A 23,588-nucleotide genomic window follows, 5' to 3' on the forward strand; every position below is an offset into this window, starting at 1 on the left:
ATTGGCCGATATGGGGGACATTTCGGGGATATCAGCTAAGGCAACTGCAGACTTGGGGCAAAAGCGCCAGGTCTCTGTGCTGTTTGCCGATATGGTCGGGTACACGGCAATCATAGCTGAACTGGGCGAAGAGCAGTCTCTGGAATTTGTTCGTCTCACCTACGAGAAACTTGTCGGCGCGGTCGAAGAACATGGCGGCACGGTCCGTGACTTTGCCGGAGACAGCATCATGGCGCTGTTCGGTATTCCTGATGCATTGGAAGACCCCGCTTTACGTGCCTGCCGTGCGGCAGTGTCGATCAACGCCTCATTTGCAGCCGCCGCTGATGATATTGAGGCCCGCTTTGGCGTCCGACCCGTAATGCGCGTGGGCATCAGTTCAGGCAATGTGCTTATGGCTGCGGTCCAAGGAGATGGCAGCCCGGCCACAGCCGTCGGTAGCACAGTCAATCTTGCCTCCAGGATCGAAAACCTTGCGACTCCGGGCCATCCCCTGATTTGCGACACAACGCGCAGTTTGGTCGAATGGGTGACAGATCTGAGTTTTTTTGGCGAGCATCAGGTCAAGGGCCTGACCAAACCCCAAAAGCTCTGGCAGCTGCAATCTATCCATCAGGATGCGACACGGTTTGACGCATCTGTCGCGAAAGGTCTGAGCGGTTATGTGGGGCGAGAGCCCGAGCTAAATGGCATGTCTCATGCGCTGGCCCGGGCACGCCGCGCCCTCTCTGTCATAGATCTGGTCGCGGAACCCGGGTTGGGTAAAACGCGCCTTGTTTTTGAGTTTCTGCAGCAACTACGACGCGAAGACGCGCTGATCCTGACCGGATATTGTTTCGCCGATGGTCAGCAAACTCCGTATCTTCCCATCCTCGAAATCCTTCGAAACACATTTAAGATTCGGGATCGCGACGACCCCATCAGAGTTGCGCAAAAGGTTGAATCCGGGCTGAAAACCTGGGGCGTTTACTCCCACGAGAACCAGGCCTTGGTGCTCAATCTCTTTGGGCTTACTCCGCCGCCAGGGGTGCTGGATGGGCTTGACGGCGTTCTAATCGGCTTGCGCACGCGAGAACTGCTGCCGGTTCTGCTCAAGGCCAGATGTGCCAAGCAAAAAGTCATCCTGCTGTTCGAAGACAGTCACTGGATCGACAGCGCATCAGAAGAGGTACTGCGCAATCTGATCGAAGTTGAGACGCTGTCAAACCTGCTCATCATTCAGACCCGACGCCCCGAGTACACGCCAGATTGGGTGGGCTGGCCCGGTGTCACAACCATCGAATTGAAGCCGCTGGGCGTTGAGGACTTTGCCCAGCTAGCGCGGGCGCGGCTGGGTGTCGACACGTTGCCGGACGGTTTGGCCCTGCAGCTGACCGAACGCGCTGGGGGAAACCCCTTATTTGGCGAGGAAATCCTGAGTTTCTTGCTGGATCAGGGCGCATTGCAGGTTAAAAACAACGAGGCTGTTCTAGACACACAATTGATGGAAACCGGTCTGCCAGACAGTATGCGCAGCCTGCTGACCGCCAGAATGGAACGCCTGCAACCAGAAGACCATGACCTGTTGCAAGCTGCCGCCGTTATCGGGCGCAGATTTGATCCCGGATTGTTGTCTCAACTGGTCGAGAACACCGAGGAAACCGGGACAACCCTGCAGCGGTTACAGTCCGAGGATGTGATTTACCGCGAGGCGAATTCATCAGACTACGTTTTCAAACACGTGTTGTTGCGGGATTCCGTGTATCAAAGCCTTGTGTCTTCACGCCGGTGCGAATTGCATCTGGCGATTGCCGATGCGCTGGCATCGCGCAATGCAAATCGTCTTCACGAAACAGCGGAAACTCTGGCCTATCACTACGGACAAACAGATCGAACGGATCAAGCGTTTCGATACAGCGCCATGGCCGGTGACAAGAGCTTGGGTGTCTATTCGCTGGACGAAGCGAACAGGTACTTTGTGTCAGCGCTCAACTTGTTCCAAAATGACCCAAGCTGCGCGTCGAAAGAACAGTTTACCGAGTTTCTGGCCAGTTTCGCGCTGTGTGCGAATATTTCCCTGCGCGTGAAATCGATCATTGATCTCGCCGAAACAGTTCGACCGATCCTTGCGCAAGTCGGAGATACACCGCATCACGCATTGTTCCTGCACCACTACGTGTCCTGCCTAGTCTGCAACGGCAAATACCGCGAGGCGCACTTTATCCAGCAGGAACTGACGGGCATGGCCGAACGTCTGGGCGATCCGGCTTCCCGAGCATATGCGATGGTGAACGAGCTGTCGGTTTCGATCTATTTCTCACCCATTGAAAACGAGCTTTTTGATGCCAAAAAACGCATCATTGAACACGAGCTTCAAAGAATAGACGACGCCTATATTCAGAACTTCTTCCTTGCGACCGTCGGCTGGAACGAGCTGACCCGCGGACGTGTTGCACGTGCGCATGCGACCTCAGACCGGATGATCGAGCTGGGCAAAGCCAAAAACGATCCGCGATCCTTGGGTTACGGGACCGCAATGAAAGCCTTGATTGCCATGGTCACGGATGACTATGAACTGGCACTGGCCATGGCAGAGGAGGCACGCGCGGCGTCGCAGGTCGAATTCGAACTGGCAATTGCCGAAGCTGCAAGAATTGGCGCCATGGTGCCACTTGAGAAACCGGACGCAATTGAAGCTGTGCAACGCCACATTCGCAGTTGCGATGCAAAAGGTTGGAGCCTGTTCACTGTGGGCCCCGCAACGATGTTGGGTGTTGCGTATGCCCTGAATGGTCAAGTCGCTGACGGCCTGCGTCAGATTGAAAACGCCATCCAGAAACGCACTGATGAAGGGACTAAGGTTGCTGCCGATTGGGCTCGTCTTTTCCTGTGTGAGATGTACTTAGCAATTCTTACAGGTGAAGGCGGCGGCTCACCTGGCGTTCTCCTTAGGAACTTCAGATCCATCATGCGTGTCATGTTGTTCGGCAAAAAAGAACTGATCGCGATGATTGATGAGGTACGGCGCAATCCGCAATTTGACGACCAGGGGCATTATGTTGCCCGCTGCGATATGATTATGGGATTGCTCTACAAGGCAAACAAAAAGAGATTGCCGGCCATCGAACACCTGACCAAAGCCCGCGTCGTCGTGGAAACAGCGGGTCAGACACCGATGCTGACCCGGATCGACAAGGCGCTGGCCGAACTAAAGTGACGTTTTGGCTCAGTCCGTCAGTTCCGACAAATATTTGATCGCAGCTATGCTCGGCAGGAAGGTGTAGGCTCCTCCGCGCGCGTAGATTAGACGCGGGAACCCGTAGATGCGGATCGTATCCCCGTCGGGTAAAGTCATATCGAACCAGCTGGTTTCAGGTGTATTTGCCCCCAATAAAGGATCATTCGCGCCGGTGATATTCGGATCCTGAAGGCCCAAATTGATCCAGTCACACATCACCGCTTCGAACTGCGCCGCGATATTGGCCCCGATGAAACTACCCAGCAGACCGCGTTCTGCATTGTCAGGGTTTTTGGGGTCGAAATCGGGCCCGTAAGACATACCACGTCGGATCAACCGACGCGTATAATTTGCAATACGTTGCACGATTGGACCGCCACGTGGATTGGCACGGCGCAGATGTGCCCCGGCCGGACAACGTGACGCGTGCGTATAGTCAAAATTGGTCGGCGAGACTTCGGTTTCGGGGAATTGTGCATCCGGCGACAGCTCGTACGGAACACCGTTGCGCCATCGCCCGCACATCTGTGCGGCGACCACTTCGCGCAAGGCACCAAACATGTCTAGGCCTTCCCCAATGCGGCCCAGATTGTCCGGGTCCGCCAGCAGATGTTTCTTGGGATGGTCCATCAGGGTTGTGGCCGCCTGATCCAGATAGTTTTCGAAGGCCACCACATCCTGTTCCAGCACCCGAAACGCGTTGAATGAGCCGTTAAAGCCCAGCTCGTGCGGTGTGGGCACACGGTACAAAACGCCTTCCTGCCGGGTTGGATACCCTAACAGCGCTGTACCCAGAGGGTCCATGGGCTCATCCACATCGGTCATTTCCGGATCAATGACGCGCTTGAACCGAGGCTGTGAAATTCCGTCGACATACCCAAAGAAAACCCGGCCTTCGGGAAGGTTTCGACCATTACGTACACCAAGGACGTTAAAGGCTTTCGCCACCTCTGCTTCGACTTGATCAAGATGCTCGGAAACGTCCGAGTGAATGGATGCAATCAGATGCACGCGGTCTGGTTGGTCAAAAGGCGCGGGCCAATTCTCGGGGGCGCTGTTGCCGAAATCTCCGATCTTGATCGCACGCTTGGTCATGCCATGCTTGAATTCGGTCGGGAACGTGTTCAGGTGCCGGGAAGATGTTCCCAGAGCGCGCAGGCCTTCATACGTGATGCCAATATTGAAACAGTAAGGCGGCCTTACCTCCCAAGTTACATCACGTGTGATCTTGGGTGAGTCTGCGGTGCCATCATCAACAGCCGCCGCCAGAAAACGGCGCGCCGCGCCTTTGTCTTTCACTTCAAGGATCAGATGGCGCACCAGATTACGACGATAACCGCGCAGGATGTTGCCCTGAATATCAGAGAGTTTAAAATGCGTATTCACCAGCCCTGTCCAAATTTCTGGCGCACTTGCGCGGCCGAGACCCCGGGATAGGCGCGATAGCCGCCGCCCAACGAAAGGTTACGATTTGCATGCAATTGCAAAACGAACTCGCGCGGCAATGATGCCAACATATGCGGCGGTTCGTTTGGTGTTTGACCTTTGGCCGCATCCTGCAGACCAAACAAATCGGTCGGAAAATCAGGCGCCTGGAATAGGTCGTGTTCCTGCACCCAGTCAATGAATTCCTCGACATTATGTTCGGTGGGGATAAGATGCTCAGCACCATCCACCAGCGAGATTACATCGTTGAACACGCTGCCGATCGTGGTGATGAAATCCCGGATGTAATTGCTGAAATCGCCGTCATAAACGGATATCATGCAGATATTGTTGTCGATTAGAAGAAACCGCGCAAAGTGGACGGTGCCAACATTGTCCAGCCCGGCAAAAATCTCATCAACGTTCTCGGCAATGGCCAGAGTCGCATGGGCACGCCCGGCAGGCGACGGGTCTTTTAGCGGCATTATCAGGTTCATCATGCGCTGTACGTTCTGGCTTGGCTGCGGAGAGGGTCTTGGACCGCCTGGTAGTTTCGGCTTGGGATCCCGCCAGGCCCAATAGGGCACAACCACATAGCGCGACAGGAACTTGAACCATCCCCGTTCCGGCAAGCTGTTGACGTAGCGATTGAACCAAGTGTTCTGGCGTGTCATCGGTTTACCTCTGCGAGAATGGGCAAGGTGTTCCGCTGCGCCAGGCGCTGGAGACCTTGTAGGCGTCAACGCGCACTTTCAACACCGGATCGTCCGACATCTCGATCCCGTCGGTCAGCAATCCCGGATTAAAACTGAGCTTTTCCGAGTGTTCGATCTGATCCTCTGGCACTGCGTTCAGCGTCAATGTTCCCATCATGATCCGTTTGCGATGTGGTGGCCATGGCCGGGCGGAATTGTTGAAATCGTCACCCACCTCCCCGATGGTCATCATCAGCGAAAAGCGCGCAGTTTCCGCGCTCAGCCGGTCTTTGAGTTCTTGCTGAAGGAAGTCATCCACTGGTGGCAAATTGGGGTTTGTCTCGAGAACACCCGCTATCGGCTGCCAGGCAAACCGCACCCAGCGACGGGTTTTGTTCGGGTCTGTAATGATAAATGTATGTACCGCGTGATATGCTGCACGCACGTAACTGACCGGAGCCCCGATCGCAGCGGCCTGAACCACACCCAGCTGCGCATGCGCGTTTTGATCGGCGAACTCGATGGCCCCGTCATCTGGGCTGATCGTTTCACCCGGATAGGGATCACGTTTTGGCAATATCAGGTGCAAGTAGTTGAAGATCTTCTGCCACGGGGTCTCACCTTTGTACGGCTTGGGCTTAGCTTTTTCGGCAAAAGCCAGAAAATCCTCAGGCGTCGGCGAAAAGAACTCGGGCAAAGTCATTGCGATCAGATCTGTATCGCTTTTGTCCGACAGATGAAAACGAACGGCCATGCCACGCACATCGGACCAGCCGTCACGTACCGTCGCCGCGCCTGATCCATTCGAAAAGCGCACAATGACATCTGTTTTCTTTTCGCGAAAATGTTCGGCAATACAAAAGTTTTGCGCGATCGGAGATGGCTTGAAATACCCCGTGGCGCTTATTCCAATCGTGTGAACCGGTCGCAGTGCTGTATCGCCATCAGGACGATGCAGTACTTCCACCAGTTTTTCGGCAATGCCGGAATCCCCCATGTCCCAACTCTCAATCTGATAATTCTTTAATATCTATCAACTAATTCTTAACGACTGCTCTCAAAAACGCAACAGAGAGGTTGTTTTGGGGAAACTTGGAAAGTTACCATCTGTTCAGCAGCTTGACTGCTTTGTCCCAATGATGGGTCTGCTTGCTGGCCTGAAAAGCAATATCCATCATGTCATACGAGGCAGGTTTGTGTGTGGCCAGGCCGACAACTTTGGGCAATGGTGGGTTCAGACGTACCAGCCGGTCTTTCAATACAAGATTTGCCATCCAGTACTGGTTCTCGGCGGATGTCGTCAGTAGCAATTCAATCAACGCTCCCTTGGTCGCACCCGACGTAATACCGAACCATTTGAGCAACCCCCAATCATTTGGGTCCTTGATCATTTCTTCTGAAATATCTGTCGGTTGCTGACCGGTCCCTATGGACAAAGCCTCAATGTCTTCCAACCCATCTGCGTGATTTGCTGCAATCGCCACATTGATGCCATTCATCACCGGATTGTTGGCAAATGTGCCCCCGTCCGCGAAGTAACCATAATCGACACCATCCGCAGTGATCAGATGAGGCGGAAAGTAGGTTGGCGCGGCTGAACTCGCCATCGCCACATCCAACAGTTTGACGGCGCTCATATCCAGCCAGTGCTCGTGACTCAGATCCTGATTGGTCACTGTGAATGGCGACCAGCCAACCTTGTCGTCCCGATGCAGGCACACAGTATTGACCGCCAGAACGATCTCGGGGTCCAATGTCTCCAGCGTCCGGTGCCCGACAAGGCTCTCTCCGATTTCTGCAAGACCTGTCGAGTTGTACTGTGACGCCGTGATCCCTGGGCCTCCGCCCAATTTGAATTTTCTCAGAACGTCGTCAAATGCCTTGTCCAGAAACGTCCGTTCGTTTTCACGGAAAAGCTTGTCGGCATCATCGCGGTAATGCGCCGCCAGTTTGCCGACCAGTGCAGACATGTCCTTGCCCTGTGACCGACCATCCGCCAGAGCAACCGCAATCATGCCACCCGTAGACGTCCCGGCGAACCCATCCGCCTTATCCAGAAAACGCGTTTCTTCATGCAGGCTCTGCAGAATCAAACACGTCAAGTACCCTCTAATCCCGCCCCCATCGCAGGAAACCAGCCTGAATGCCATCCGACATGCCCCATATCACGTCCACCAATTTGACCCTGCCCCAACCCACCCTTCAGGTGAAAACGAGTGATGGACCAAACTGACTGCTACGACTCATTTACTGGCAACTATCATGAAGAAAACGAAACGCCACGCAAGAATACTTGAACTCGACCGTTACCTGAACGACACCGCTAAAGCATCGCAGAAAAATGCACGCGCCGGAAAAATCGACCTTGTATCTCGGTTACATGCACGGATATACCCGTCGGCGGAGACGTGGCCGAGTGGTCGAAGGCGCTCCCCTGCTAAGGGAGTAGGCGGGAAACCGTCTCGAGGGTTCGAATCCCTTCGTCTCCGCCACCAAACCCCTGATATTATTGTGTTTATCTAGAGCAACGCAACTTGCTGCTTTGGGCAGAAATCAGGGCACAAATGGCGATTGCCCAATAATTGCCCAGAATCTGGTGAAGCCAATTGACTGCACACTTATGTTGACCTCCACACAAATGTGGAGTGCCGAATATCTATTAACAGCGCAGAGTTGGCCCGTTTACTCGAATGGAACCGGAACTCGGTCGATCGCTAGTTTCAGCCTCGCCACGGTACAAAGATCGACCAGTTCGACGCAGCATTTCGTGCGATCGGTGTAATGCCGGTTTATAACAGTGTAGAGTTACCGGCTTCGGAAGAGCCCCACACTTAGACTTTTTGTTGGTTGCGTCCTGTCCGATGGAGGCAGCCCGAAGCGGAAGTGATCGGAACCTTTGTTTTACCTCCCGACACCCCGAGGATGGGCGGTAACCGGTCACTCGCCGCCAATGCACAGTAGCAGCCAATTTTTCCTAAAGCAGACTAATAACTGACAGCTGATCGTTGCCACTGGGCGTTCGAGTATTGCTGCATCTGACGATGCGTGTGGGACCAAAGAAAGATTGTTCGCCAAGTGGTTGTTCAAGTCTGCGGAGAGGGCTATCGTTCAGAAAAACAAAAAGTATGCGCCTCCCGGTTGGAGTGAGCTTGCAGCTAGTGGTGTACACAAAGAAGACCATATGATGAGGTTAGAGCAAACAACCCCAGATTCAGCGTTGAACGCGGCTGCGACAGTTCCAAGCTGCTTGCCAAAAGTTGTGGATTTGTTCGCAGGTGCAGGTGGCTTTTCTTTAGGAGCACGCAATGCCGGTGCTCAGGTTACTTTTGCAGTCGAGTTCGACAAATTTGCCGCGGCAACCTACCGTAAAAACTTCTGCGAAGTTGGGGACACTACACTCTACACAGAGGACATTCTTAAGCTTGATCCAGAAAAGTTGGCGAAAGCGCATTTCACCAATGGCGCCGAATGTGATTTGCTCTTGGGTGGCCCACCCTGCCAAGGCTTCTCTACACATAGAATAAAGGATGCGGGCGTCGGTGATCCTCGTAATTCTTTGATTTATCGATATTTTGACTTCGTCAGATCGCTTCGTCCCAAAGCTTTTCTGATGGAAAATGTCCCAGGTCTACTTTGGCCAAGGCATAGCGACTATTTGGAAAAATTCTACGATCTTGGAACCCGTGAAGGTTACACAATCCTTGATCCAGTGACTTTAGACGCCCGAGATTTTGGTGTCCCGCAACGGAGGAAGCGTGTCTTTATCCTAGGTGTAAGAGAAAGAGATCGAGTAGCCGATTTGGATTGGCCACCGCCTCCAACACACACTGAGACGAATGACAATCCGGCGAAAAGATGGGTTTCTTGCCAAAATGCTTTTATTTCAGCTCCTTGCGGTGACCCTAATGATTTACATATGAAGCACAACGACGAGCTAATTAGAGCGTTTAAGAACACGCCAATAAATGGAGGTTCACGGCGAGATTCGGGCCGAACCCTTCGCTGTCATGAAAACCATGATGGCCACAAGGACGTGTATGGCCGCATAGATTCACAGTTGCCAGCCCCGACAATGACAACGGCTTGTATCAACCCCTCAAAGGGTAGATTTGTACATCCAACGGAGCATCATGGGATAACTGTTCGTCAGGCAGCGAGAATCCAAACCTTCCCGGACAGTTTTGTCTTTGAGGGTGGCTTGACTGCAGCTGGCAAGCAGATTGGCAATGCTGTTCCTGTCAAAATGGCGGAAATTATTGTAAAGCAATTGGTTGCACTTATGATCCCTCGAGAGGTCAATGTGAGTGGAACATTTCTCAAGGAGCACAATCAGTGAGACGTTCGGGCTTCAAGACTAGGGCTAGAACGGTCGATCACTTAGGCCGAGAACAGGTTGCGGATTGCCCTACAGCTATTTCAGAATTGTGGAAGAATGCGTTTGATGCATATGCCACAGATGTTGCGCTAGACCTCTTCGCCGGCAAGTCTCCTGTTGCCGTCGTGTCAGACAACGGTCACGGGATGAACCTGAAAGAGTTTCAGGACCGGTGGCTGGTTATTGGGACAGAGTCCAAAGCTACCGCAGACAGAGTCCCGATTGGTGATCGCAAGGGGCTGCAGGAACGCGTGAAACAAGGCCAGAAGGGCATTGGCAGGCTTTCTTGTGCAAACCTTGGGCCAATAATGCTGCTGATCTCTAAACGATCGGATGAAGAATTTGTTACGTCTTTGATTGACTGGCGGCTGTTCGAGAACCCGTACTTAAATCTCGCCGACATATTCTTTCCCACGGTAGAAGTTTCTCATCTCGAACACGCATTCGAACGCCTTCCAAGCATGATCGAGGAACTGTTACAAAACATCGAACCTGAGCAGCCATCGAGCACCAATCAGTCGAACCCCGAACAACGAGAGAATGCAGAAAGAATTGCTCGGGCTTGGAGTGATTTCGACAAACTGCCTGAGCGGGCCGGTGGAGTGACTTCGAAGGCGATAGTTCAAAGCATTCGTGAGTTAAACTTCTCGTTGGATCACTTGTCTGGCTGGGCAGTTGCGCAAGACGGTTCGGACAGTGGTACAGCTCTGATTGTATCAGGAATCAATTACGATCTGCGCGCTCAGTTGTTGGACGGACAACTAAAACCAACCGAAGCGAGAACCCGAAAAAACTTCCGTGAAACACTGGCCAGCTTTGTAGACCCCTACGTTGACCCAACCAACAGTAACATACCAGATTTCTTTGGAAATTTTGGATATCACGTCCGAACTTGGAGAGACGGCAATAATAAAGAAATCATAGGTAGGGACATCGGTGTGTCACGGCATCAAGTGTCCAAAATGGAGCATTGTATTAAGGGAGAAGTTGACGAGGAGGGCGTTTTTCGCGGTCGCGTCAAGGCATTTGGGAGTTGGTTGCCGGACGAAGTGAAAATTCTGCCTGCTTCTAACATCGAGATCCCAACGCGCTCTGATACTAGATTGGGGCCTTTCGATTTATACATTTCAGCGATTGAATTCGATTACATGAAATCAACGCACGAAAAGGCTGAACATGAGAGATTCAAAGAGATGGCCAGCCTATACAGTGGCTTCATGGTATTCAGAGATGGCTTACGAGTCTTGCCATATGGCAGAAGCGACAACGACTTCTTTGAAATGGACGAAAGGCGTTCGAGAAGCGCAGGTCGCGAGTTTTGGAACCATCGCCAAATGTTCGGTCGAATTGCAACGACCCGGGAAGACAACCCAAACTTAAGGGATAAGGCAGGTCGCGAAGGGTTCATCGACAACAGGGCTGCAAAGGCTTTGCGAGATATCGGTGTAAACTTACTGATGCAATCGGCTCGAAAGTACTTTGGTACGGACGCGCCGGTCAGGAAAGAACTTCTGCCGGAAGTTACGGAAACGAAAAAGCAAGAACGCGTTGCCCAGAACCGAGAAAAGTTAAGAGCAAAGAACAAGCGAACGTTTACTCGAAACCTCAAGGAAGGCCTCGAGAAACTTCCCGTCCTTGTTGAGCAACTCGAAGACGCCGCGAAAAACTTGAGGATCACAAGCGATGCCGATATCGCAGAAAAGCAGGAATTGATTTCGTCATTTCGAGATCACTTACCTTCCGCGACAATTCCTGGCGCACCGCGTTCAATGTCGCCTCGACAGAAGGAAAACTACTCTGCATACCGATCGCAAGCTGCTCGTGCCCGACAGCTATACGTTACAGTTTCCAAGGCTGTAGACGAGGAAGTCGAGAAGTTCCGCCCGTCAGACCCACTGACTGTCCTGGAAAATCAGGTTGAAAAATCACGCAACCGAATTTCGGCTCGTGTGAATCAATGGCAGAAACTTGTGCGCTCACTTCAAACCGATGAATTCAAACGTATCATCGAACTCTCAGATCAACGAAAAGCTCTGTTTAAAGACGAAGCCGAAGCTGTACTTCAGCTCTTCAAAGCAGAACGCGAGACCTTTTCATCTGCATCGGCCAAACTAACAAGGCTAGATCGCGACATTTCAGAGGAAAATGAGGGTATCTTTGAACCTTACGTACGTGCCCTCGAAGGGCTCAAGGAGAGCATCGACCTAGAACACCTGGCAACCCGCGGAATGGAAGAATTAGCCGAGGCAAGAATCGAGCTTGATCGGCTAAATAGCCTTGCACAACTGGGCATCGCAGTGGAAATCACCGGTCACGACCTTCAAGACTTTGACGACATAATTGCCTCCGGCATTAGGGCTCTCCCGGACGGATTGGCGGAAACCAAAGCTGTACGAGACATCACCCTTGGTTACGAAGGGTTGACCGACCAGCTCCGTTTTCTATCTCCGCTTAGATTATCCGGGATCAAGGTAGAAAAGTGGATAACCGGTGTCGAAATACGCGACTACATCCAAGACTTTTTCGGACCCAGCCTTACAAAGAGTCGCATTGAGCTAAAGTCCACAGAAGCGTTTCTCGATTTTAGGGTTTTTGATCAGCCTTCCAGGCTGCTTCCGGTTTTCATCAATCTGGTGAACAACAGCATCTACTGGGTCGGAACCAGCAACAACGAGCACCGTGAGATTTTATTCGACGTAGCGTCGGCAAAAGTTGTAGTTGCGGATAGTGGTCCGGGCGTTGCGCCTGAAGACGTAAACAACCTCTTCAAGCTGTTCTTCACAAGGAAGATTCAGGGTGGGCGAGGCGTGGGCCTCTACCTGGCTAAAGCAAATCTAGTCTCCGGTGGACATTCGATTTCATATGCCGAGGACGCCGCAAGTCAGCTGCTCCCTGGTGCCAATTTTTTGATCGATTTGAATGGGGCCGAGTTCGAGAATGGCTGAGAATTTTCAGAGCTTCATCGAAGAAGCGTTTATTGATCCAATTCGTTCTGTCGTGATTGTGGATGACGACTATCCGACTATCGAAGAGGTCCTAGGTTCCGATCCAAAGCTCGAAGGCGTCGACGGAGTAGAGCCGAGACAAAAGGAATGGGTCAAAAACCCTAAACAAGTTATGGATGTTGTTAGTGAGTTCCGTTCCAAAGAAAAGAAGTACATCCTCGACATACATGACGCTCAGAATCTGACTGACGATGAGGAAGTCGACGGCGCGGCACATCTGCACCAAACTGATCTCTTAGTCTTGGATTATCAGCTTGATCCAGATAACGCCGAGGACCACACCCGCTCTCTTCGCATTGCACGCAAACTCTTCGCCAGCGATCACTTCAACCTAATCATCGTTAACACCAACAAAAATCTAGACGACGTATTTGAAAGCTTCTTGGTTGGCCTGCTTGAAAGCGACCGCTTACCAGCGCTGCCTGAAGATGCGGCGGCTCAGGTTGAAGAGGCATACGAAGAAACGGACATACCAGAGAACTTTTCCGATCAACTCGACAGAGCCGTTGGTTTTCGGCAGTATGCTTCAGTGGTCGCTGACTACAATAACATCCAAAAAGTCATGTCCGGAAAGGCCGAGTTCGCTGCGCTTAATAAGTTGTTCTCAGACACAAAACTGCACAAGAAGTATTGGCGTGGGATGGCGATGTCGGCCGTACTTTCCTATCAAGACAGGATTGCGGACCAGCTGAACCAGGAGAACTGTCGTGTGACGAGCTTCCGTGACTCTGGCGAAGTGAAGTGGATTCGCTCAGACAGAGGCTTTATTACATTTTCAGCCAAGCAAGCAAAGAAGCCGCTACTAGATGCTCTAAGGGCCGCATTGGCTGATTGGAAACCAAGGCCATCACGGCTTTTCCTTGCCAAAATGTCAGCCGATATCGAAAATCAGGGTGTCGAAATGCAGGATCGCGCGCTTGCCGACAATCATTCGTCCGCCCTTTGGTTTAAAGAGCTCCTGCTTTCTGGTGAGGAAAATCGCAGGTCAACAATTGATCGCACGGTTAGACGTCACATTGAGTCGATGATCGCTGAAGTTCTACCAGGAGTGCGGTTATTCGCTGACAGGCTCGTTGAGTCCCAGAGACAAGAAAAAAAGGCCGACAACATCTCGGTTGTGAAGGATCACTATCAAGTCGACCTGAGCAACCCTGAACAACTCAAGAGGGCCCAGCTGTTGCATAACGCTCTGGTATGCAGCGATGACGTCGGTGGGTGGCATATTCAGACAGGCCATATCTTCGACGCAGCAGATGATACCTGGATTTGCGTCTCGCCGCTATGCGACACCGTCCCAGCACAAATTTCCAAAAAGAATCTCAACTTACACGGTAGCCGTCTTAGGTTCACTGCGCTAAAGCTCCATGCGAGAACTCCAAACAAACTTCCTGACAAGGTTCAGAGCAATCAATATCTGTTCTTCAGTTCAGAAGACGGTGTTTCTGTGTTCTCAATTGTGTCTAGCCCCGATGCAATGCCGGAGACAGAAGTGTTCTATGCGGAAAACAAAGGCATCTTTGACAATGGCTTCAGGTTCACCGTATCGCGCTCTGAAATGGACCAAGAAGCCAATGCTTTTGGTATGAGTACTCATCAATGCGAGGTCCGTTATCAGCTTCGGTACGAGTATGCTCAAAATCTTGTGCAGCGCCTTGGAGGTGCTGTAACTAGAATTGGGCTGGACTTCGCTGGTGAATAAGCACCAGTGATATGAACCCGGCACTTTTTCTTGCTAACTACTCCCCAGTATTGGCGGGAGTGAATGTCTGTAAAGTGGGCTGCAGTTGCAGCAACTGAAGGAGTTGCGGAATGTCTGGTAAGGGCCGATGGCTGTGGGCGAGCCAGTGAAGGTTCCGAAACTAAGTTTTAGCCTGGAAGTCCTTAAGCCGATTGATAGATGCGATCAGCTTGCGACGGAGGGTGTTTTTTGCTGGATCATGATGTAACCGCCGGTGACAATTTGGGCAGCAGGCTGTCGCGTTTTCGATTATGTCCGGGCCGCCTTCGCCGAGTGGTCTCACGTGATGCACTTCTAAGAACCCTTCGCCGTCGGCACGTCTGAAGGGCGCGGGAGAGCCGCAGCTTTCGCAGTTACCAGCCGCTTCCTCCAGCACCCAAGCTATGACTTCTGGATCGCGAATATATCGTTCAGTGGTAGCAGTTGTTTTTGGAACTTTCTCTTGACCCTTTGGTGGAGCCGCCTTTTTCGTGCGCCTTCGAATGCGTGCGCGCTCGACTCGCTCGGACAGTTCTTTCGGGTCTCCAGTGGGTTCTTCTGAAGGATCCCAGTGAGCCAACATGGTGGCTATTGAGTCTGCCGACATGCCGGACGCACCAATCCAGCGTATCCGCAACCTTAGCCTCTTTGTTCGATTGCCTCCCTTTTTTGATTTTGTCTCATGCTCACCAGTGACCCGTCCAATTGCCAGTCGGAGTTCGTCGAAGTCTGGTACTTTCGAGAGTTCGAGCGGCAGCGTGTAGCCCTTTGGTCGAATTTGGCGCTTTTTCTCTGGCAGCCGCATCGCCTCGGAACTGGCAACTTGCAGATCGTCCAAGACCATGCCAAGTTCTGCCATTCGACGGAGATGCAATACCAAAGCTCGGGCGTAGTCGGTGTTTCGCGGAGGGCGCCCGCCTGTGGATCCGCCCCGAGACTCGATGATCAGATCGAAACCGCCTCCCAAAGTTTCAACTGAATACCTGGCGTCGAGCACTTCGCCTGTTTCATCATAAGGATTGTACATCTGCAATTGCCTTAGGTTTCCGAAAGTCACATAGCATCTGGCGAACTTCTGCAGTCTATAAGGTGAATAGACTTGACCACACACTATTGACTAGCTGGCACACGCTTTGCCTGAGTAAAAGGACCGCTTGTCGGAAGTCGCGATGCAGCGTCAGTACGATACTGAATGACTGTTGTGGGCCAGTCAGGCCGATCTCGCTCGCCTTTGATTCAAACTTTGCAAAGTCAACTCTCTGCGCTTCGCTGACCCCATACGGCCCGGATGCTGCGTCGTGACGAAATGGCATTTTGTGCTGCGTACAGCATCGGCCCTGTCTACTCATCACCGACGACGCGCAGCCTGATCCTCTGATCCTCGGGCATCTCGCGCCGGAAATCCCAGCCGTGTTTCAGCAACCGCTCGGAGAGGTCGTCCGGGGCCAGTTTCCGGTATCGGTTCGCCATGTCGGCTTTCGACCACCCGCCTTGGTCCATGAGGGTACCGAAATCGCGGGTCTGGGCATAGAACCATGTCGCCCAGGTGTGGCGGAGCACATGCGGCGTCACATCGTCCCCTAACCCGGCGGCATCGCGGGCTTTGTTGAAGGCAGCCTGCATCTGACCGCCACCGCCGTCGATCAGTTTGATCTCTTTGCCATATGGGGTGCGGAACATCCGTCCTTTGAGGGGCAAGTCCCCCATGAGTTCGACTGACCGTTCCGGTAACTTCACCCAGCGTGCGGAGCCGCGCGTTTTCCCGGCCCCGACCTCGATCGCCGGTATCCAGAGTTGGCGGGTGCCCGCGTTCCAATCGTCCACCTTTGCGGCAAAGCACTCGCCGGTACGACAACCTGACCCCAGCAGGAATGCAATCTTCGCGAGGGTGTAGGGTTCCGGGTTGGGATGGCGAGGCAATGTCAGCGCCGCAGCCGCCTCGAGTAATGCCTCGGCTTCCTCGGGGGTAAGCCAGCGCACCCGCCTATTGTCGGTTGATGGTCGCCGCCTGGTACCCTGGGCCCACCGGATAACTGCGGTGATTGGAACCCGGACCTGCCGTCGTATTGTATCCGGTGCTCGGCCTGGGTAGATTACCGCGCCTGCGCCGACGATCTGCGGTTCGTCGATGTCCTCAATCAGCGTATGCTCACCAAAGTGCCGGATCAGCTTGGGCAGAAACCGGGCTTCACCGCCTGCGTCCACGTAGCCCTTGGCAGCTTTCCAAAAGGGTGTTCCCTCCCGTTGCGCTATCGGATTGAGACGACGCTCCCAGAGCTCGCGGTAGAGCTGCTCCGCTTTTTGGCTCGCGATTCTCTTGAAGCTTTTGTCACGGAGGCCAAGGCGTCGGCGAACCCGCTCGCCCTCGATGTAGAAATCGACTTTCCAGCCCCATTTTTCGTCCCAGATCGGGTCCCAGTCCTTTCGCATTTCAGCCCCTTCCTAATTTCCGCTATGTGCTCGGGGTAGAATACCTTTTTCCGACCCCTGAGTTCAAAGTGCGGATGACGGGCCAAAATAGCTACGAATGTTCGACGGCTTATGCCCAGCGCCGCTGCCGCCCCGTTCATGTCGATGGGCTCAACGGCCCAGGAAGGAAGGCGCTGGGCGGTCATTCCACGCAATCGGAAGTATCTGTGCCCCCGCCAGCGCCGGGCGTGGACCCTGACGGGGGCTGCCGTCCGTGAGTGGAGTGCGGCATTCTGTTGGTAATCTCGTATTGACCAGCCTCGAGGCGGAGTGGTTTGCCGTTCATGTCCACGATCTCGATCGCGCGCGCGCCAAAGACCCGGCCCCGTACAATTCCCAATTCAGGATGATGCGTGGGCGACCTTTGAAACCGGACCTCATCTCCGAGATCAGGGAATGAAGAAAAGGCCCCCGAGCTGGGCGAACCATGGCTCGAGGGCGTAGTTTCCCCGGAGCGCGGCGGTGCGGGCGCATCATCGGGGCGAGGTGTTTGGATTGGGGCTTTCATGCTGCAGCCTCGAGCAGACGCTGGGCTTCGGCAATCCATGCGCTGGGCAGGTCATCCAAGGTTTCAGCAGTGGCGCGGATCTTGAATACCTCGATGTAAATGGGCGTCGCTACTGGAAGCCGAGCGCTTGCCCAATCCCATGCGCCACCGTTGTCGCGAGCAAGCTTGACCAAAGAATCCAGCCGGTTCTCGGGCTCGATCGTGTCAAAGACCGCGATCACGCCTCGCAGCCGCTCGAGGTTAAGGCGGCGGCTCATCGACCAACCTCAACTGGCATCCGAGCGAGCCGGTCTTGGTCAACCACGTTCCCGCGCTCGGTCATGAGCGTCATCCATGCCAGTCGTCGAAGCAGCGGGCGATCCGCGTATTGCTCGGGATTCGCAACCACCTGTCGAGGATCCGCGCAGAAATGCGTTGTCGGTTCGACCGCAGGGATCTGTGGGGGAATGAAATGCAGCATGGTTGCCTCCGTAGATGTTGGAAGCAAGCAGATACGATTATTTCGTAATCGTCAATCCAAAGTTACTAAATTTTCGTATAATTTGAAAATCCGGCTATGCAACGGCCAACTTAATGATGAGAATAAAACAAGAACATGGGAGGGAATCGCCTTGATTGTGCGTGCGATCGCGCGAGCTGGTCTGGCCCTGGGGATCAATCTAAACTGGTTTTTCGCGCCAATTACGTGGCTGAAGATTCGCCGAGCTGCACCAAAATCGCTTCACGAACGTCGGCAGGAAGCCGTGCGGCGTCTCCGCCGAGAATGAAGTTATAGTCGACTAAGAAGGCTTTCAGGTAGTAGGTCATGAGCTTGACTGACGGCGACCCCGCCTTTTCCTGACTGATGAATGTAGTGTATTTTATACCCGCACTTGCAGCCAGTTCTTTGCTGGTCAGCCCGGTCATCTTTCGAATGGCGACCAGCCTACAGTGAATCGCCTCTGGCGATACATCACCAGTCTTAGTGCGGCGCTCTTGCTCAAGATAATCCATGAGCTTGATTACATCGCGATACGAAAAATTTGCACTTCCTAACTTTCGAATAGTTGATAATACGATTATTTCGCACTAAGGGTGTTGTATGGATACCCCGACACGAACATTTGTCTCGTCGCTGGGCGGCTATCAAGAGGTAGCCAAAGCACTGCGAAAGAAGCCGCAAACAATCCACACGGCGATGCAGGCCGGGGTTTTCCCATCTGCCTGGTACGATGCTTTATGCCAAATGGCCCGCGAAGCGAAGCTTCAAGAGCCGCCTCGTTCTCTTTTCTCGTTTCTTCAACTGGAGGAGCGAGCCGCATGAGCTATTTTAGCCATTTCCATGCCCAAGTGGGTCATATGGCTGTAGCGCAGATGAAGGCGCTGAGCCAAAGTGTGCCGTACAGAATCTCGAGAATGAACTGTAGCTCAGTGAGATATTCCGTCTCGCCTGTTCTTTCGGGGGCGGGGTGGAATAGCGCGGCGGTGCTTGTGACACCGTCGCGCACCTCGCGGTTTCTGATGGAGACAGTCTGGGCAGTGTCGCTGGCGCGTGTCCTCTGGCGGCACCCCCGCCCAATTCAGGGGCCGCAAAAGCTCACAACACGGCAAAAAACCTCTTTCAGGAGCAGAAACATGGGGCAACGTCGAGAGGCGATGTTGTGCGGTGGGCCATGAGCCATCGCGCAGCTCCCAAACATTTGGTTTTTGAGGTTCGGGCATCCGTCTCCACTCAGTGGAGTCAGGAAAGCTCAGGGTCTATTGATACCAGCGTTCAGGCTCATGGTCCATCTCCACTGAGTGGAGATGGACCATGAGCCACATCGCGACTGGCATCGTTCAGAGACGCCAAACCGGAAGTTCCGCAAACAAGGCGGTACTCATGTTCATGGCCGCATGCGCCTCAGATGACGGTTCCGGGATCTGGACCTCGAAGGCTAACATCGCTGCCGATTTGGAAATGAGTAAGCGGACGGTCCAGCGGGCCGTTGATGCACTCCTGGCCGCGTCGCTCATCTCTGAAGTGGGTCAGAGGAAATGTCGAAATGGTTTCACGGTAGAGTATCGGATCAACATCGAAGCCATCGAAAAGCTGCCCTCGACACGTGACACCATGACACCCCTGGACACAAAATCGACGGGTGACACCATGTCACCCGTGTCACCATGTCACCTGACGGGTGTCACCATGTCACCCCATGGGGTGTCACAGTGTCACCCAAACCTTACTGGAACCATCCTTGAACCTTTATGTGCGGCTAACGCCGTAAACACGGGACTTTCAGATTTCTTTGATCGGTTCTTCGCCGTCTATCCTCGGGGTGGTGATCGAGAAAAGACCGAGGCTGCGCTGAAGAAGGCGGTTTGTCAGGACGGCGTGAGCTGCGAGACCATCCTCTCCGGGACCAAGGCCTATGCCGCCGAGCAGAAGGGCAACCATCCCCGCTATGTCGCCTATTCCGAGAATTGGGTGGAGCAGAAGCGGTGGCTGCAATTCGCCACCACCGCGAAGCCGGTGAGCCCAGATGTAATCCTTGAGCAACGCGCCAAAGCTATCCGCGAACGGCAATCGTGGGTTGGGCGCCATGTGTCGGCAGCGTCCGCGCGGGAGTTGATTTCGCGTGAGCTTGTGACCGTCGAGCAGTGCCGGGCAGCGGGGGTGGCGCTATGAGCAATATCCACGCTGACCCGGCCACCAACGGCACCACCTTTGGCAAGGCAACGGTCACCGTCGATCAAATCGCGGGCGATTGCGTGGTTCATGCCCCGCGTCCTGGTCCGGTCATGCCGGTGATGCGCAGCACCCGGTTTCACAGCCTCGATGAAATCCACGGCGCTTACCAGGTCCAATCTGGATTGGCCACGACAGACCCGATCGCAGCGGATGTTGCCCGTGCTCTCAAGTTCGCGGGTCAGCAACTCAAAGCACACCAGAAGGTCCGAGGGCAGTGAAGCAGCGTTTTTCAGTGAAAGCAGACGTGGCCGGTGTCGGCCACATCCAACACATCATCCGGGCGAAGGATGCCGATGCTGCGTTCGAGCGCCTGACCCGCGCTTACCCAAACCGCGCGATCACCACGTTCAAAGCTCTGTGCGCTGGGCACCAGGACACGGAGGAGGCGTCATGACGGATCGCATGTCTGCTGCCGAACTTCGCGATCTGCAGGAGCAACCGAAGAACCAAAAGTTCGGCGCCCAGGGTGTGGAGGTGCGCGAGGTATGAGCACCCTCCGCGAGTTTCTGGATATGCGTCCGCACGGTGGTTTCAACATGATCATGGCGGACCCGCCCTGGCGTTTTGATCTGCACTCGGAGGCCGGAGAAGAGAAAGCTCCGCAGGCCCACTATTCGTGCGAGGACACGGACGCCATTTGCGCGTTGCCGGTCGAGACCATTGCCGCAGCGGATTGCCTGCTTTGGCTCTGGGCCACGAACCCGATGCTGCCCGATGCACTGCGCGTGGTTGAAGCCTGGGGATTCGAATACAAGACAGCGGGTACGTGGGTGAAGCGCACCACCCGCGGCAAAGAGGCCTTCGGTACCGGTTATGTGCTGCGCAGCTCAAACGAGCCCTTCCTGATCGCTACGCGCGGCGCTCCCAGGACGACGAAATCCACCCGATCGACGGTGGCAACATTCGACGACGGTTTCCATTCCGAATTCGGCGGCGGGCCCTGGCCAACCGGGACAATCACGATCGAGGCGAAGGTGCGCGAACATTCCCGCAAGCCCGACGAGGCATTCGAGGCCGCAGAGAACCTGATGCCGGATGCCCGGCGGATTGAGCTGTTCTCGCGCCAGCTTCGACCCGGCTGGGCTGTATGGGGCAATGAGGTGGGGAAATTCGATGCCGCCTGATCCCACAACCAAGCTACCGCCTTCTGTCCAGGAGATCGCGGACGTGATCGGGCGCGAAAAGGCGCTTGAGTTCATTGGCAAGCTGCCGAACTCGGGTTCACGGTCGTGGCGAGTCTGTATCTACATCCCAAAGGACCTGCCAGCCGATCACAAGCTCGTGGAATTGCTAGGTTGGCACGATGCACGACGTATGGTCGATGCCTTTTCGGGAATGATCCTTCAGCCGAGCAATTGCCGTTTTTTGGAGTGGCAATTCCTGCACCGAGAGATCGTTCGCCTTCATCGTGAGGGCGTCCAAATCGCTGATATCGCCGACATGGTGGAACGTACCGCGTATTGGGTGCGCGTGATCATCGCGCGCGCCGAAGAAACCCAACCCAAGGAGACCGTATCGGATCAGAAAAATCATCGCCGAGGGGCAATCAACCAACCTTTTGGAGGTCTGAATGAAACTTATCCCTAACTGGAAATCGGTGGCCCAAAAGGCCCATAGCATGTGGGCTTTCTATGCGAGCCTGATCTGCCTTCTCCTGCCTGAAATCATCTTCTTGCATTTCGACACCGACACGCACCCGCGCATCTGGTGGGTCGCGGGTATCGTGCTCCTGGTTTATGGCGTCTTCGGGCGACTCTGGGATCAAGGCATCGATCGCTCGAAAACCAACTCCCCTTGGATCGTCGGCGTGATGGCTCTCGGCTTGGTCGTGGTGCTGGCACTGGAGCATGGTAATAGCTTTACCAACGCGCCATTCCAGAACCGCGATGCAACCACGTCGAGCACAGATGCAGTTCCCGCCAGCGCTGGGCCATCGGCTGACACCGCATTCCTGGAGATTGCTGTGCCCTTTGTCGGGCGATGGGAAGGCCTGCGCCTGGAGGCCTACCTCGACATCGTGGGGGTGCCCACGGTTTGCTACGGCGAAACCAAAGGCGTAGAGCTCGGCGACACCCACACCAAGGCTGAGTGCGATGCCATGTTGGCCCGCGAAGTCATCGCCTATCGAGATGCCCTCCGGCCCGCCTTCAGCGCTGAGACACTGCTCTACCGAATGCCGGTCACGCGGGATGTCGCCTTCAGCAGCCTGGCTTACAACGTGGGCGTTTCTCGCACCTCGAAAAGCACCGCAGTGCAGCGCTTGAATGAGGGCAGCATTGCAGGAGCATGCACGGCCCTCGGCTGGTGGAACCGAGGGGGCGGGCGTGTATTGCGCGGCTTGGTCAATCGGCGCAGCGAGGAGACCGAGCTTTGCATGCTTGGGGTCGCGTGATGCGCGTTCGGGTCATGCTGATCGGACTGGTGGCAATGGCGATCTTGGCTATTGCCACCAGCATCTACGGGCTTGGCCGCGAGAGCGCCCAGGTCGATGTCATTGAACAAAATCAGGAGGCAGGAGATGCGGCTGACCAAGCTAGCTCTGTTTTTGAGCGCTGCATTGACGCTGGCGGCGTGTTCGACTTTGCAGCCGGCCAGTGTCGTGGGCATTGACCGCACCATTGGGGATGCGCTGCCAGGCGCAAAGGGTGAGACGCTGAAAGACCAGGATCGGATTGACGATACCATCGCGCGCGCCTGCGCGGCGGGGATTTATCGCGTCAAGCTCTGCGATCTGCACACCAAAGCCAGTGCCGCACGGCGAGCTGAGCTTACAGAAAGCGGGTCCTTCCTGGGGGGTAATGCCTAGTGGGTGTTGATGGTCGCAAAAAAACACTTCTGCGCGGGTGCCGAACCCCATTTCGTTTCGCTTTGGGGTTTTGAACGTGTCAGATATTCAAAGCTATCCCGGATCAAAGATGGTCACGCTTTCGAGTTTGCGACCCTATGGGAACAACTCAAGGACGCACTCTCAGAGCCAGATCAATCAAATTGTCGCATCGATCCGGGAGTTTGGGTTCACCAACCCCATTCTGATCGCGGACGACATGACGATTGTCGCTGGTCACGGCAGGTTCCTCGCCGCCGAGGTCTTGGGCCTGGACAAAGTTCCATGCGTCAAACTCTCGGGTCTGTCTGAAACGAAACGGCGGGCTTATGTCATCGCCGACAACAAGCTCGCCGAACAAGCAGGTTGGGATAAAGAACTCCTGTCACTCGAACTCGGATCACTGGACCGCTCCGACTTCAATCTCGAGGTCTTAGGTTTCAGTGAGAAAGAGCTGGCGAAGTTACTGCAGGTGGAAACGGATGAAGGGGATGTTGTGCCGGCAACTGATCCAGACGAGCTGGCAGTAATTGCGACCTGCGCCAATGCGGAAGAACAACAAGCCGCCTATGACCTGCTCGCCGCGAACGGATACACATGTCGAACCGCCTCCCTCAAAGGCGTTGTAGAGCGTGGGTGA

Annotated in this window: 24 protein-coding genes and 1 tRNA gene; 15 read left to right on the forward strand and 10 right to left on the reverse strand. The window is 54.3% G+C overall.

Translation table 11 applies throughout. The features are described from left to right. Positions 1–10: 10 nt before the first annotated feature. Complete coding sequence (locus Q1B13_RS22105) at positions 11–3,196, forward strand: adenylate/guanylate cyclase domain-containing protein (RefSeq protein ID WP_299084199.1); 3,186 nt, start codon at positions 11–13, stop codon at positions 3,194–3,196. Between the two features lie 9 nt (positions 3,197–3,205). Here the strand turns inward: Q1B13_RS22105 and Q1B13_RS22110 are convergent, their stop codons facing one another. The 4 genes from Q1B13_RS22110 to Q1B13_RS22125 form a co-directional block, all read right to left on the reverse strand. After that, positions 3,206–4,603, reverse strand: a complete 1,398-nt coding sequence (locus Q1B13_RS22110; RefSeq protein WP_299084196.1) for a hypothetical protein — start codon at positions 4,601–4,603, stop codon at positions 3,206–3,208. Then, positions 4,600–5,316, reverse strand: a complete 717-nt coding sequence (locus Q1B13_RS22115; RefSeq protein ID WP_298937763.1) for a hypothetical protein — start codon at positions 5,314–5,316, stop codon at positions 4,600–4,602. Before Q1B13_RS22115 ends, Q1B13_RS22110 begins: the two co-directional genes overlap by 4 nt. 4 nt (positions 5,317–5,320) lie before the next feature. Next, complete coding sequence (locus Q1B13_RS22120; RefSeq protein ID WP_299084193.1) at positions 5,321–6,334, reverse strand: catalase; 1,014 nt, start codon at positions 6,332–6,334, stop codon at positions 5,321–5,323. Positions 6,335–6,437: 103 nt separating this feature from the next. Next, on the reverse strand, positions 6,438–7,487 hold the full coding sequence (locus tag Q1B13_RS22125) for a patatin-like phospholipase family protein (protein ID WP_299084190.1): 1,050 nt from the start codon (positions 7,485–7,487) through the stop codon (positions 6,438–6,440). A gap of 252 nt (positions 7,488–7,739) precedes the next feature. Here Q1B13_RS22125 and Q1B13_RS22130 point away from each other — a divergent pair. The 4 genes from Q1B13_RS22130 to Q1B13_RS22145 all read left to right on the forward strand — a co-directional run bounded on the left by Q1B13_RS22130 (position 7,740) and on the right by Q1B13_RS22145 (position 14,416). Beyond that, a tRNA-Ser gene (locus Q1B13_RS22130) sits at positions 7,740–7,829 on the forward strand. Positions 7,830–8,401: 572 nt separating this feature from the next. Then, positions 8,402–9,673: a DNA cytosine methyltransferase gene (locus Q1B13_RS22135; RefSeq protein WP_299084187.1), complete on the forward strand. Its 1,272-nt coding sequence runs from the start codon at positions 8,402–8,404 to the stop codon at positions 9,671–9,673. Beyond that, on the forward strand, positions 9,670–12,657 hold the full coding sequence (locus Q1B13_RS22140; protein WP_299084185.1) for an ATP-binding protein: 2,988 nt from the start codon (positions 9,670–9,672) through the stop codon (positions 12,655–12,657). The genes Q1B13_RS22135 and Q1B13_RS22140 overlap by 4 nt, the downstream gene beginning before the upstream one ends. Next, positions 12,650–14,416, forward strand: a complete 1,767-nt coding sequence (locus tag Q1B13_RS22145) for a response regulator receiver domain (protein ID WP_299084183.1) — start codon at positions 12,650–12,652, stop codon at positions 14,414–14,416. Before Q1B13_RS22140 ends, Q1B13_RS22145 begins: the two co-directional genes overlap by 8 nt. A 160-nt stretch (positions 14,417–14,576) precedes the next feature. Here Q1B13_RS22145 and Q1B13_RS22150 read toward each other — a convergent pair whose 3' ends face one another. From Q1B13_RS22150 to Q1B13_RS22175, 6 genes are all read right to left on the reverse strand, one after another. Next, on the reverse strand, positions 14,577–15,293 hold the full coding sequence (locus Q1B13_RS22150; protein ID WP_299084180.1) for an HNH endonuclease signature motif containing protein: 717 nt from the start codon (positions 15,291–15,293) through the stop codon (positions 14,577–14,579). Between the two features lie 482 nt (positions 15,294–15,775). Continuing rightward, on the reverse strand, positions 15,776–16,864 hold the full coding sequence (locus Q1B13_RS22155) for a site-specific integrase (RefSeq protein ID WP_299084177.1): 1,089 nt from the start codon (positions 16,862–16,864) through the stop codon (positions 15,776–15,778). A gap of 181 nt (positions 16,865–17,045) precedes the next feature. Next, the gene (locus Q1B13_RS22160) at positions 17,046–17,411 is read right to left on the reverse strand and encodes a hypothetical protein (RefSeq protein ID WP_299084174.1); all 366 of its coding nucleotides are present in this window, start codon (positions 17,409–17,411) and stop codon (positions 17,046–17,048) included. Then, a complete protein-coding gene (locus tag Q1B13_RS22165; RefSeq protein WP_299084171.1) occupies positions 17,408–17,668 on the reverse strand; it encodes a hypothetical protein in 261 nt (86 codons plus the stop codon). The genes Q1B13_RS22160 and Q1B13_RS22165 overlap by 4 nt, the downstream gene beginning before the upstream one ends. Next, on the reverse strand, positions 17,665–17,871 hold the full coding sequence (locus Q1B13_RS22170) for a hypothetical protein (RefSeq protein WP_299084168.1): 207 nt from the start codon (positions 17,869–17,871) through the stop codon (positions 17,665–17,667). The genes Q1B13_RS22165 and Q1B13_RS22170 overlap by 4 nt, the downstream gene beginning before the upstream one ends. Positions 17,872–18,092: 221 nt before the next feature. Beyond that, positions 18,093–18,404: a helix-turn-helix transcriptional regulator gene (locus Q1B13_RS22175; protein ID WP_298938117.1), complete on the reverse strand. Its 312-nt coding sequence runs from the start codon at positions 18,402–18,404 to the stop codon at positions 18,093–18,095. An 88-nt stretch (positions 18,405–18,492) separates the two neighbouring features. On the opposite strand from Q1B13_RS22175, the gene Q1B13_RS22180 reads away from it, so the two are divergent. The 10 genes from Q1B13_RS22180 (at position 18,493) to Q1B13_RS22225 (ending at position 23,588) form a co-directional block, all read left to right on the forward strand. Next, positions 18,493–18,714 (forward strand): hypothetical protein, encoded by a 222-nt coding sequence (locus tag Q1B13_RS22180; RefSeq protein WP_299084166.1) that lies wholly within the window; start codon positions 18,493–18,495, stop codon positions 18,712–18,714. 489 nt (positions 18,715–19,203) lie between these two features. Next, entirely contained in the window at positions 19,204–20,061 is an 858-nt protein-coding gene (locus Q1B13_RS22185; protein WP_299084163.1) for a helix-turn-helix domain-containing protein, read from the forward strand. Beyond that, a complete protein-coding gene (locus tag Q1B13_RS22190) occupies positions 20,058–20,342 on the forward strand; it encodes a hypothetical protein (RefSeq protein WP_299084160.1) in 285 nt (94 codons plus the stop codon). The genes Q1B13_RS22185 and Q1B13_RS22190 overlap by 4 nt, the downstream gene beginning before the upstream one ends. Beyond that, positions 20,339–20,518: a hypothetical protein gene (locus Q1B13_RS22195; protein WP_299800473.1), complete on the forward strand. Its 180-nt coding sequence runs from the start codon at positions 20,339–20,341 to the stop codon at positions 20,516–20,518. The genes Q1B13_RS22190 and Q1B13_RS22195 overlap by 4 nt, the downstream gene beginning before the upstream one ends. Before the next feature lie 91 nt (positions 20,519–20,609). Beyond that, positions 20,610–21,248, forward strand: a complete 639-nt coding sequence (locus Q1B13_RS22200; RefSeq protein ID WP_299084154.1) for an MT-A70 family methyltransferase — start codon at positions 20,610–20,612, stop codon at positions 21,246–21,248. Beyond that, entirely contained in the window at positions 21,238–21,711 is a 474-nt protein-coding gene (locus tag Q1B13_RS22205; protein ID WP_299084151.1) for a hypothetical protein, read from the forward strand. Before Q1B13_RS22200 ends, Q1B13_RS22205 begins: the two co-directional genes overlap by 11 nt. Continuing rightward, positions 21,695–22,516, forward strand: coding sequence for a lysozyme (locus tag Q1B13_RS22210; protein WP_299084147.1), 822 nt, complete (start codon positions 21,695–21,697; stop codon positions 22,514–22,516). Before Q1B13_RS22205 ends, Q1B13_RS22210 begins: the two co-directional genes overlap by 17 nt. A gap of 14 nt (positions 22,517–22,530) precedes the next feature. Continuing rightward, the gene (locus tag Q1B13_RS22215; RefSeq protein WP_299800476.1) at positions 22,531–22,734 is read left to right on the forward strand and encodes a hypothetical protein; all 204 of its coding nucleotides are present in this window, start codon (positions 22,531–22,533) and stop codon (positions 22,732–22,734) included. Next, on the forward strand, positions 22,724–22,930 hold the full coding sequence (locus tag Q1B13_RS22220; protein ID WP_299800478.1) for a hypothetical protein: 207 nt from the start codon (positions 22,724–22,726) through the stop codon (positions 22,928–22,930). Before Q1B13_RS22215 ends, Q1B13_RS22220 begins: the two co-directional genes overlap by 11 nt. Before the next feature lie 109 nt (positions 22,931–23,039). Next, positions 23,040–23,588: a ParB/Srx family N-terminal domain-containing protein gene (locus tag Q1B13_RS22225; RefSeq protein ID WP_299800484.1), complete on the forward strand. Its 549-nt coding sequence runs from the start codon at positions 23,040–23,042 to the stop codon at positions 23,586–23,588.

The sequence above is a fragment of the uncultured Ruegeria sp. genome (genome assembly GCF_947489545.1).
Classification (GTDB): Bacteria; Pseudomonadota; Alphaproteobacteria; order Rhodobacterales; family Rhodobacteraceae; genus Ruegeria.

Coding starts and splice junctions, on each gene's coding strand:
- Q1B13_RS22105 (WP_299084199.1), top strand. CDS start 11: ATGGGGGACATTTCGGGGATATCAGCTAAGGCAACTGCAGACTTGGGG.
- Q1B13_RS22115 (WP_298937763.1), bottom strand. CDS start 5,316: ATGACACGCCAGAACACTTGGTTCAATCGCTACGTCAACAGCTTGCCG.
- Q1B13_RS22120 (WP_299084193.1), bottom strand. CDS start 6,334: ATGGGGGATTCCGGCATTGCCGAAAAACTGGTGGAAGTACTGCATCGT.
- Q1B13_RS22125 (WP_299084190.1), bottom strand. CDS start 7,487: ATGGCATTCAGGCTGGTTTCCTGCGATGGGGGCGGGATTAGAGGGTAC.
- Q1B13_RS22145 (WP_299084183.1), top strand. CDS start 12,650: ATGGCTGAGAATTTTCAGAGCTTCATCGAAGAAGCGTTTATTGATCCA.
- Q1B13_RS22150 (WP_299084180.1), bottom strand. CDS start 15,293: ATGGCAGAACTTGGCATGGTCTTGGACGATCTGCAAGTTGCCAGTTCC.
- Q1B13_RS22155 (WP_299084177.1), bottom strand. CDS start 16,864: ATGCGAAAGGACTGGGACCCGATCTGGGACGAAAAATGGGGCTGGAAA.
- Q1B13_RS22160 (WP_299084174.1), bottom strand. CDS start 17,411: ATGAAAGCCCCAATCCAAACACCTCGCCCCGATGATGCGCCCGCACCG.
- Q1B13_RS22165 (WP_299084171.1), bottom strand. CDS start 17,668: ATGAGCCGCCGCCTTAACCTCGAGCGGCTGCGAGGCGTGATCGCGGTC.
- Q1B13_RS22170 (WP_299084168.1), bottom strand. CDS start 17,871: ATGCTGCATTTCATTCCCCCACAGATCCCTGCGGTCGAACCGACAACG.
- Q1B13_RS22175 (WP_298938117.1), bottom strand. CDS start 18,404: ATGGATTATCTTGAGCAAGAGCGCCGCACTAAGACTGGTGATGTATCG.
- Q1B13_RS22180 (WP_299084166.1), top strand. CDS start 18,493: ATGGATACCCCGACACGAACATTTGTCTCGTCGCTGGGCGGCTATCAA.
- Q1B13_RS22185 (WP_299084163.1), top strand. CDS start 19,204: ATGAGCCACATCGCGACTGGCATCGTTCAGAGACGCCAAACCGGAAGT.
- Q1B13_RS22190 (WP_299084160.1), top strand. CDS start 20,058: ATGAGCAATATCCACGCTGACCCGGCCACCAACGGCACCACCTTTGGC.
- Q1B13_RS22200 (WP_299084154.1), top strand. CDS start 20,610: ATGAGCACCCTCCGCGAGTTTCTGGATATGCGTCCGCACGGTGGTTTC.
- Q1B13_RS22205 (WP_299084151.1), top strand. CDS start 21,238: ATGCCGCCTGATCCCACAACCAAGCTACCGCCTTCTGTCCAGGAGATC.
- Q1B13_RS22210 (WP_299084147.1), top strand. CDS start 21,695: ATGAAACTTATCCCTAACTGGAAATCGGTGGCCCAAAAGGCCCATAGC.
- Q1B13_RS22215 (WP_299800476.1), top strand. CDS start 22,531: ATGCTGATCGGACTGGTGGCAATGGCGATCTTGGCTATTGCCACCAGC.
- Q1B13_RS22225 (WP_299800484.1), top strand. CDS start 23,040: ATGGTCACGCTTTCGAGTTTGCGACCCTATGGGAACAACTCAAGGACG.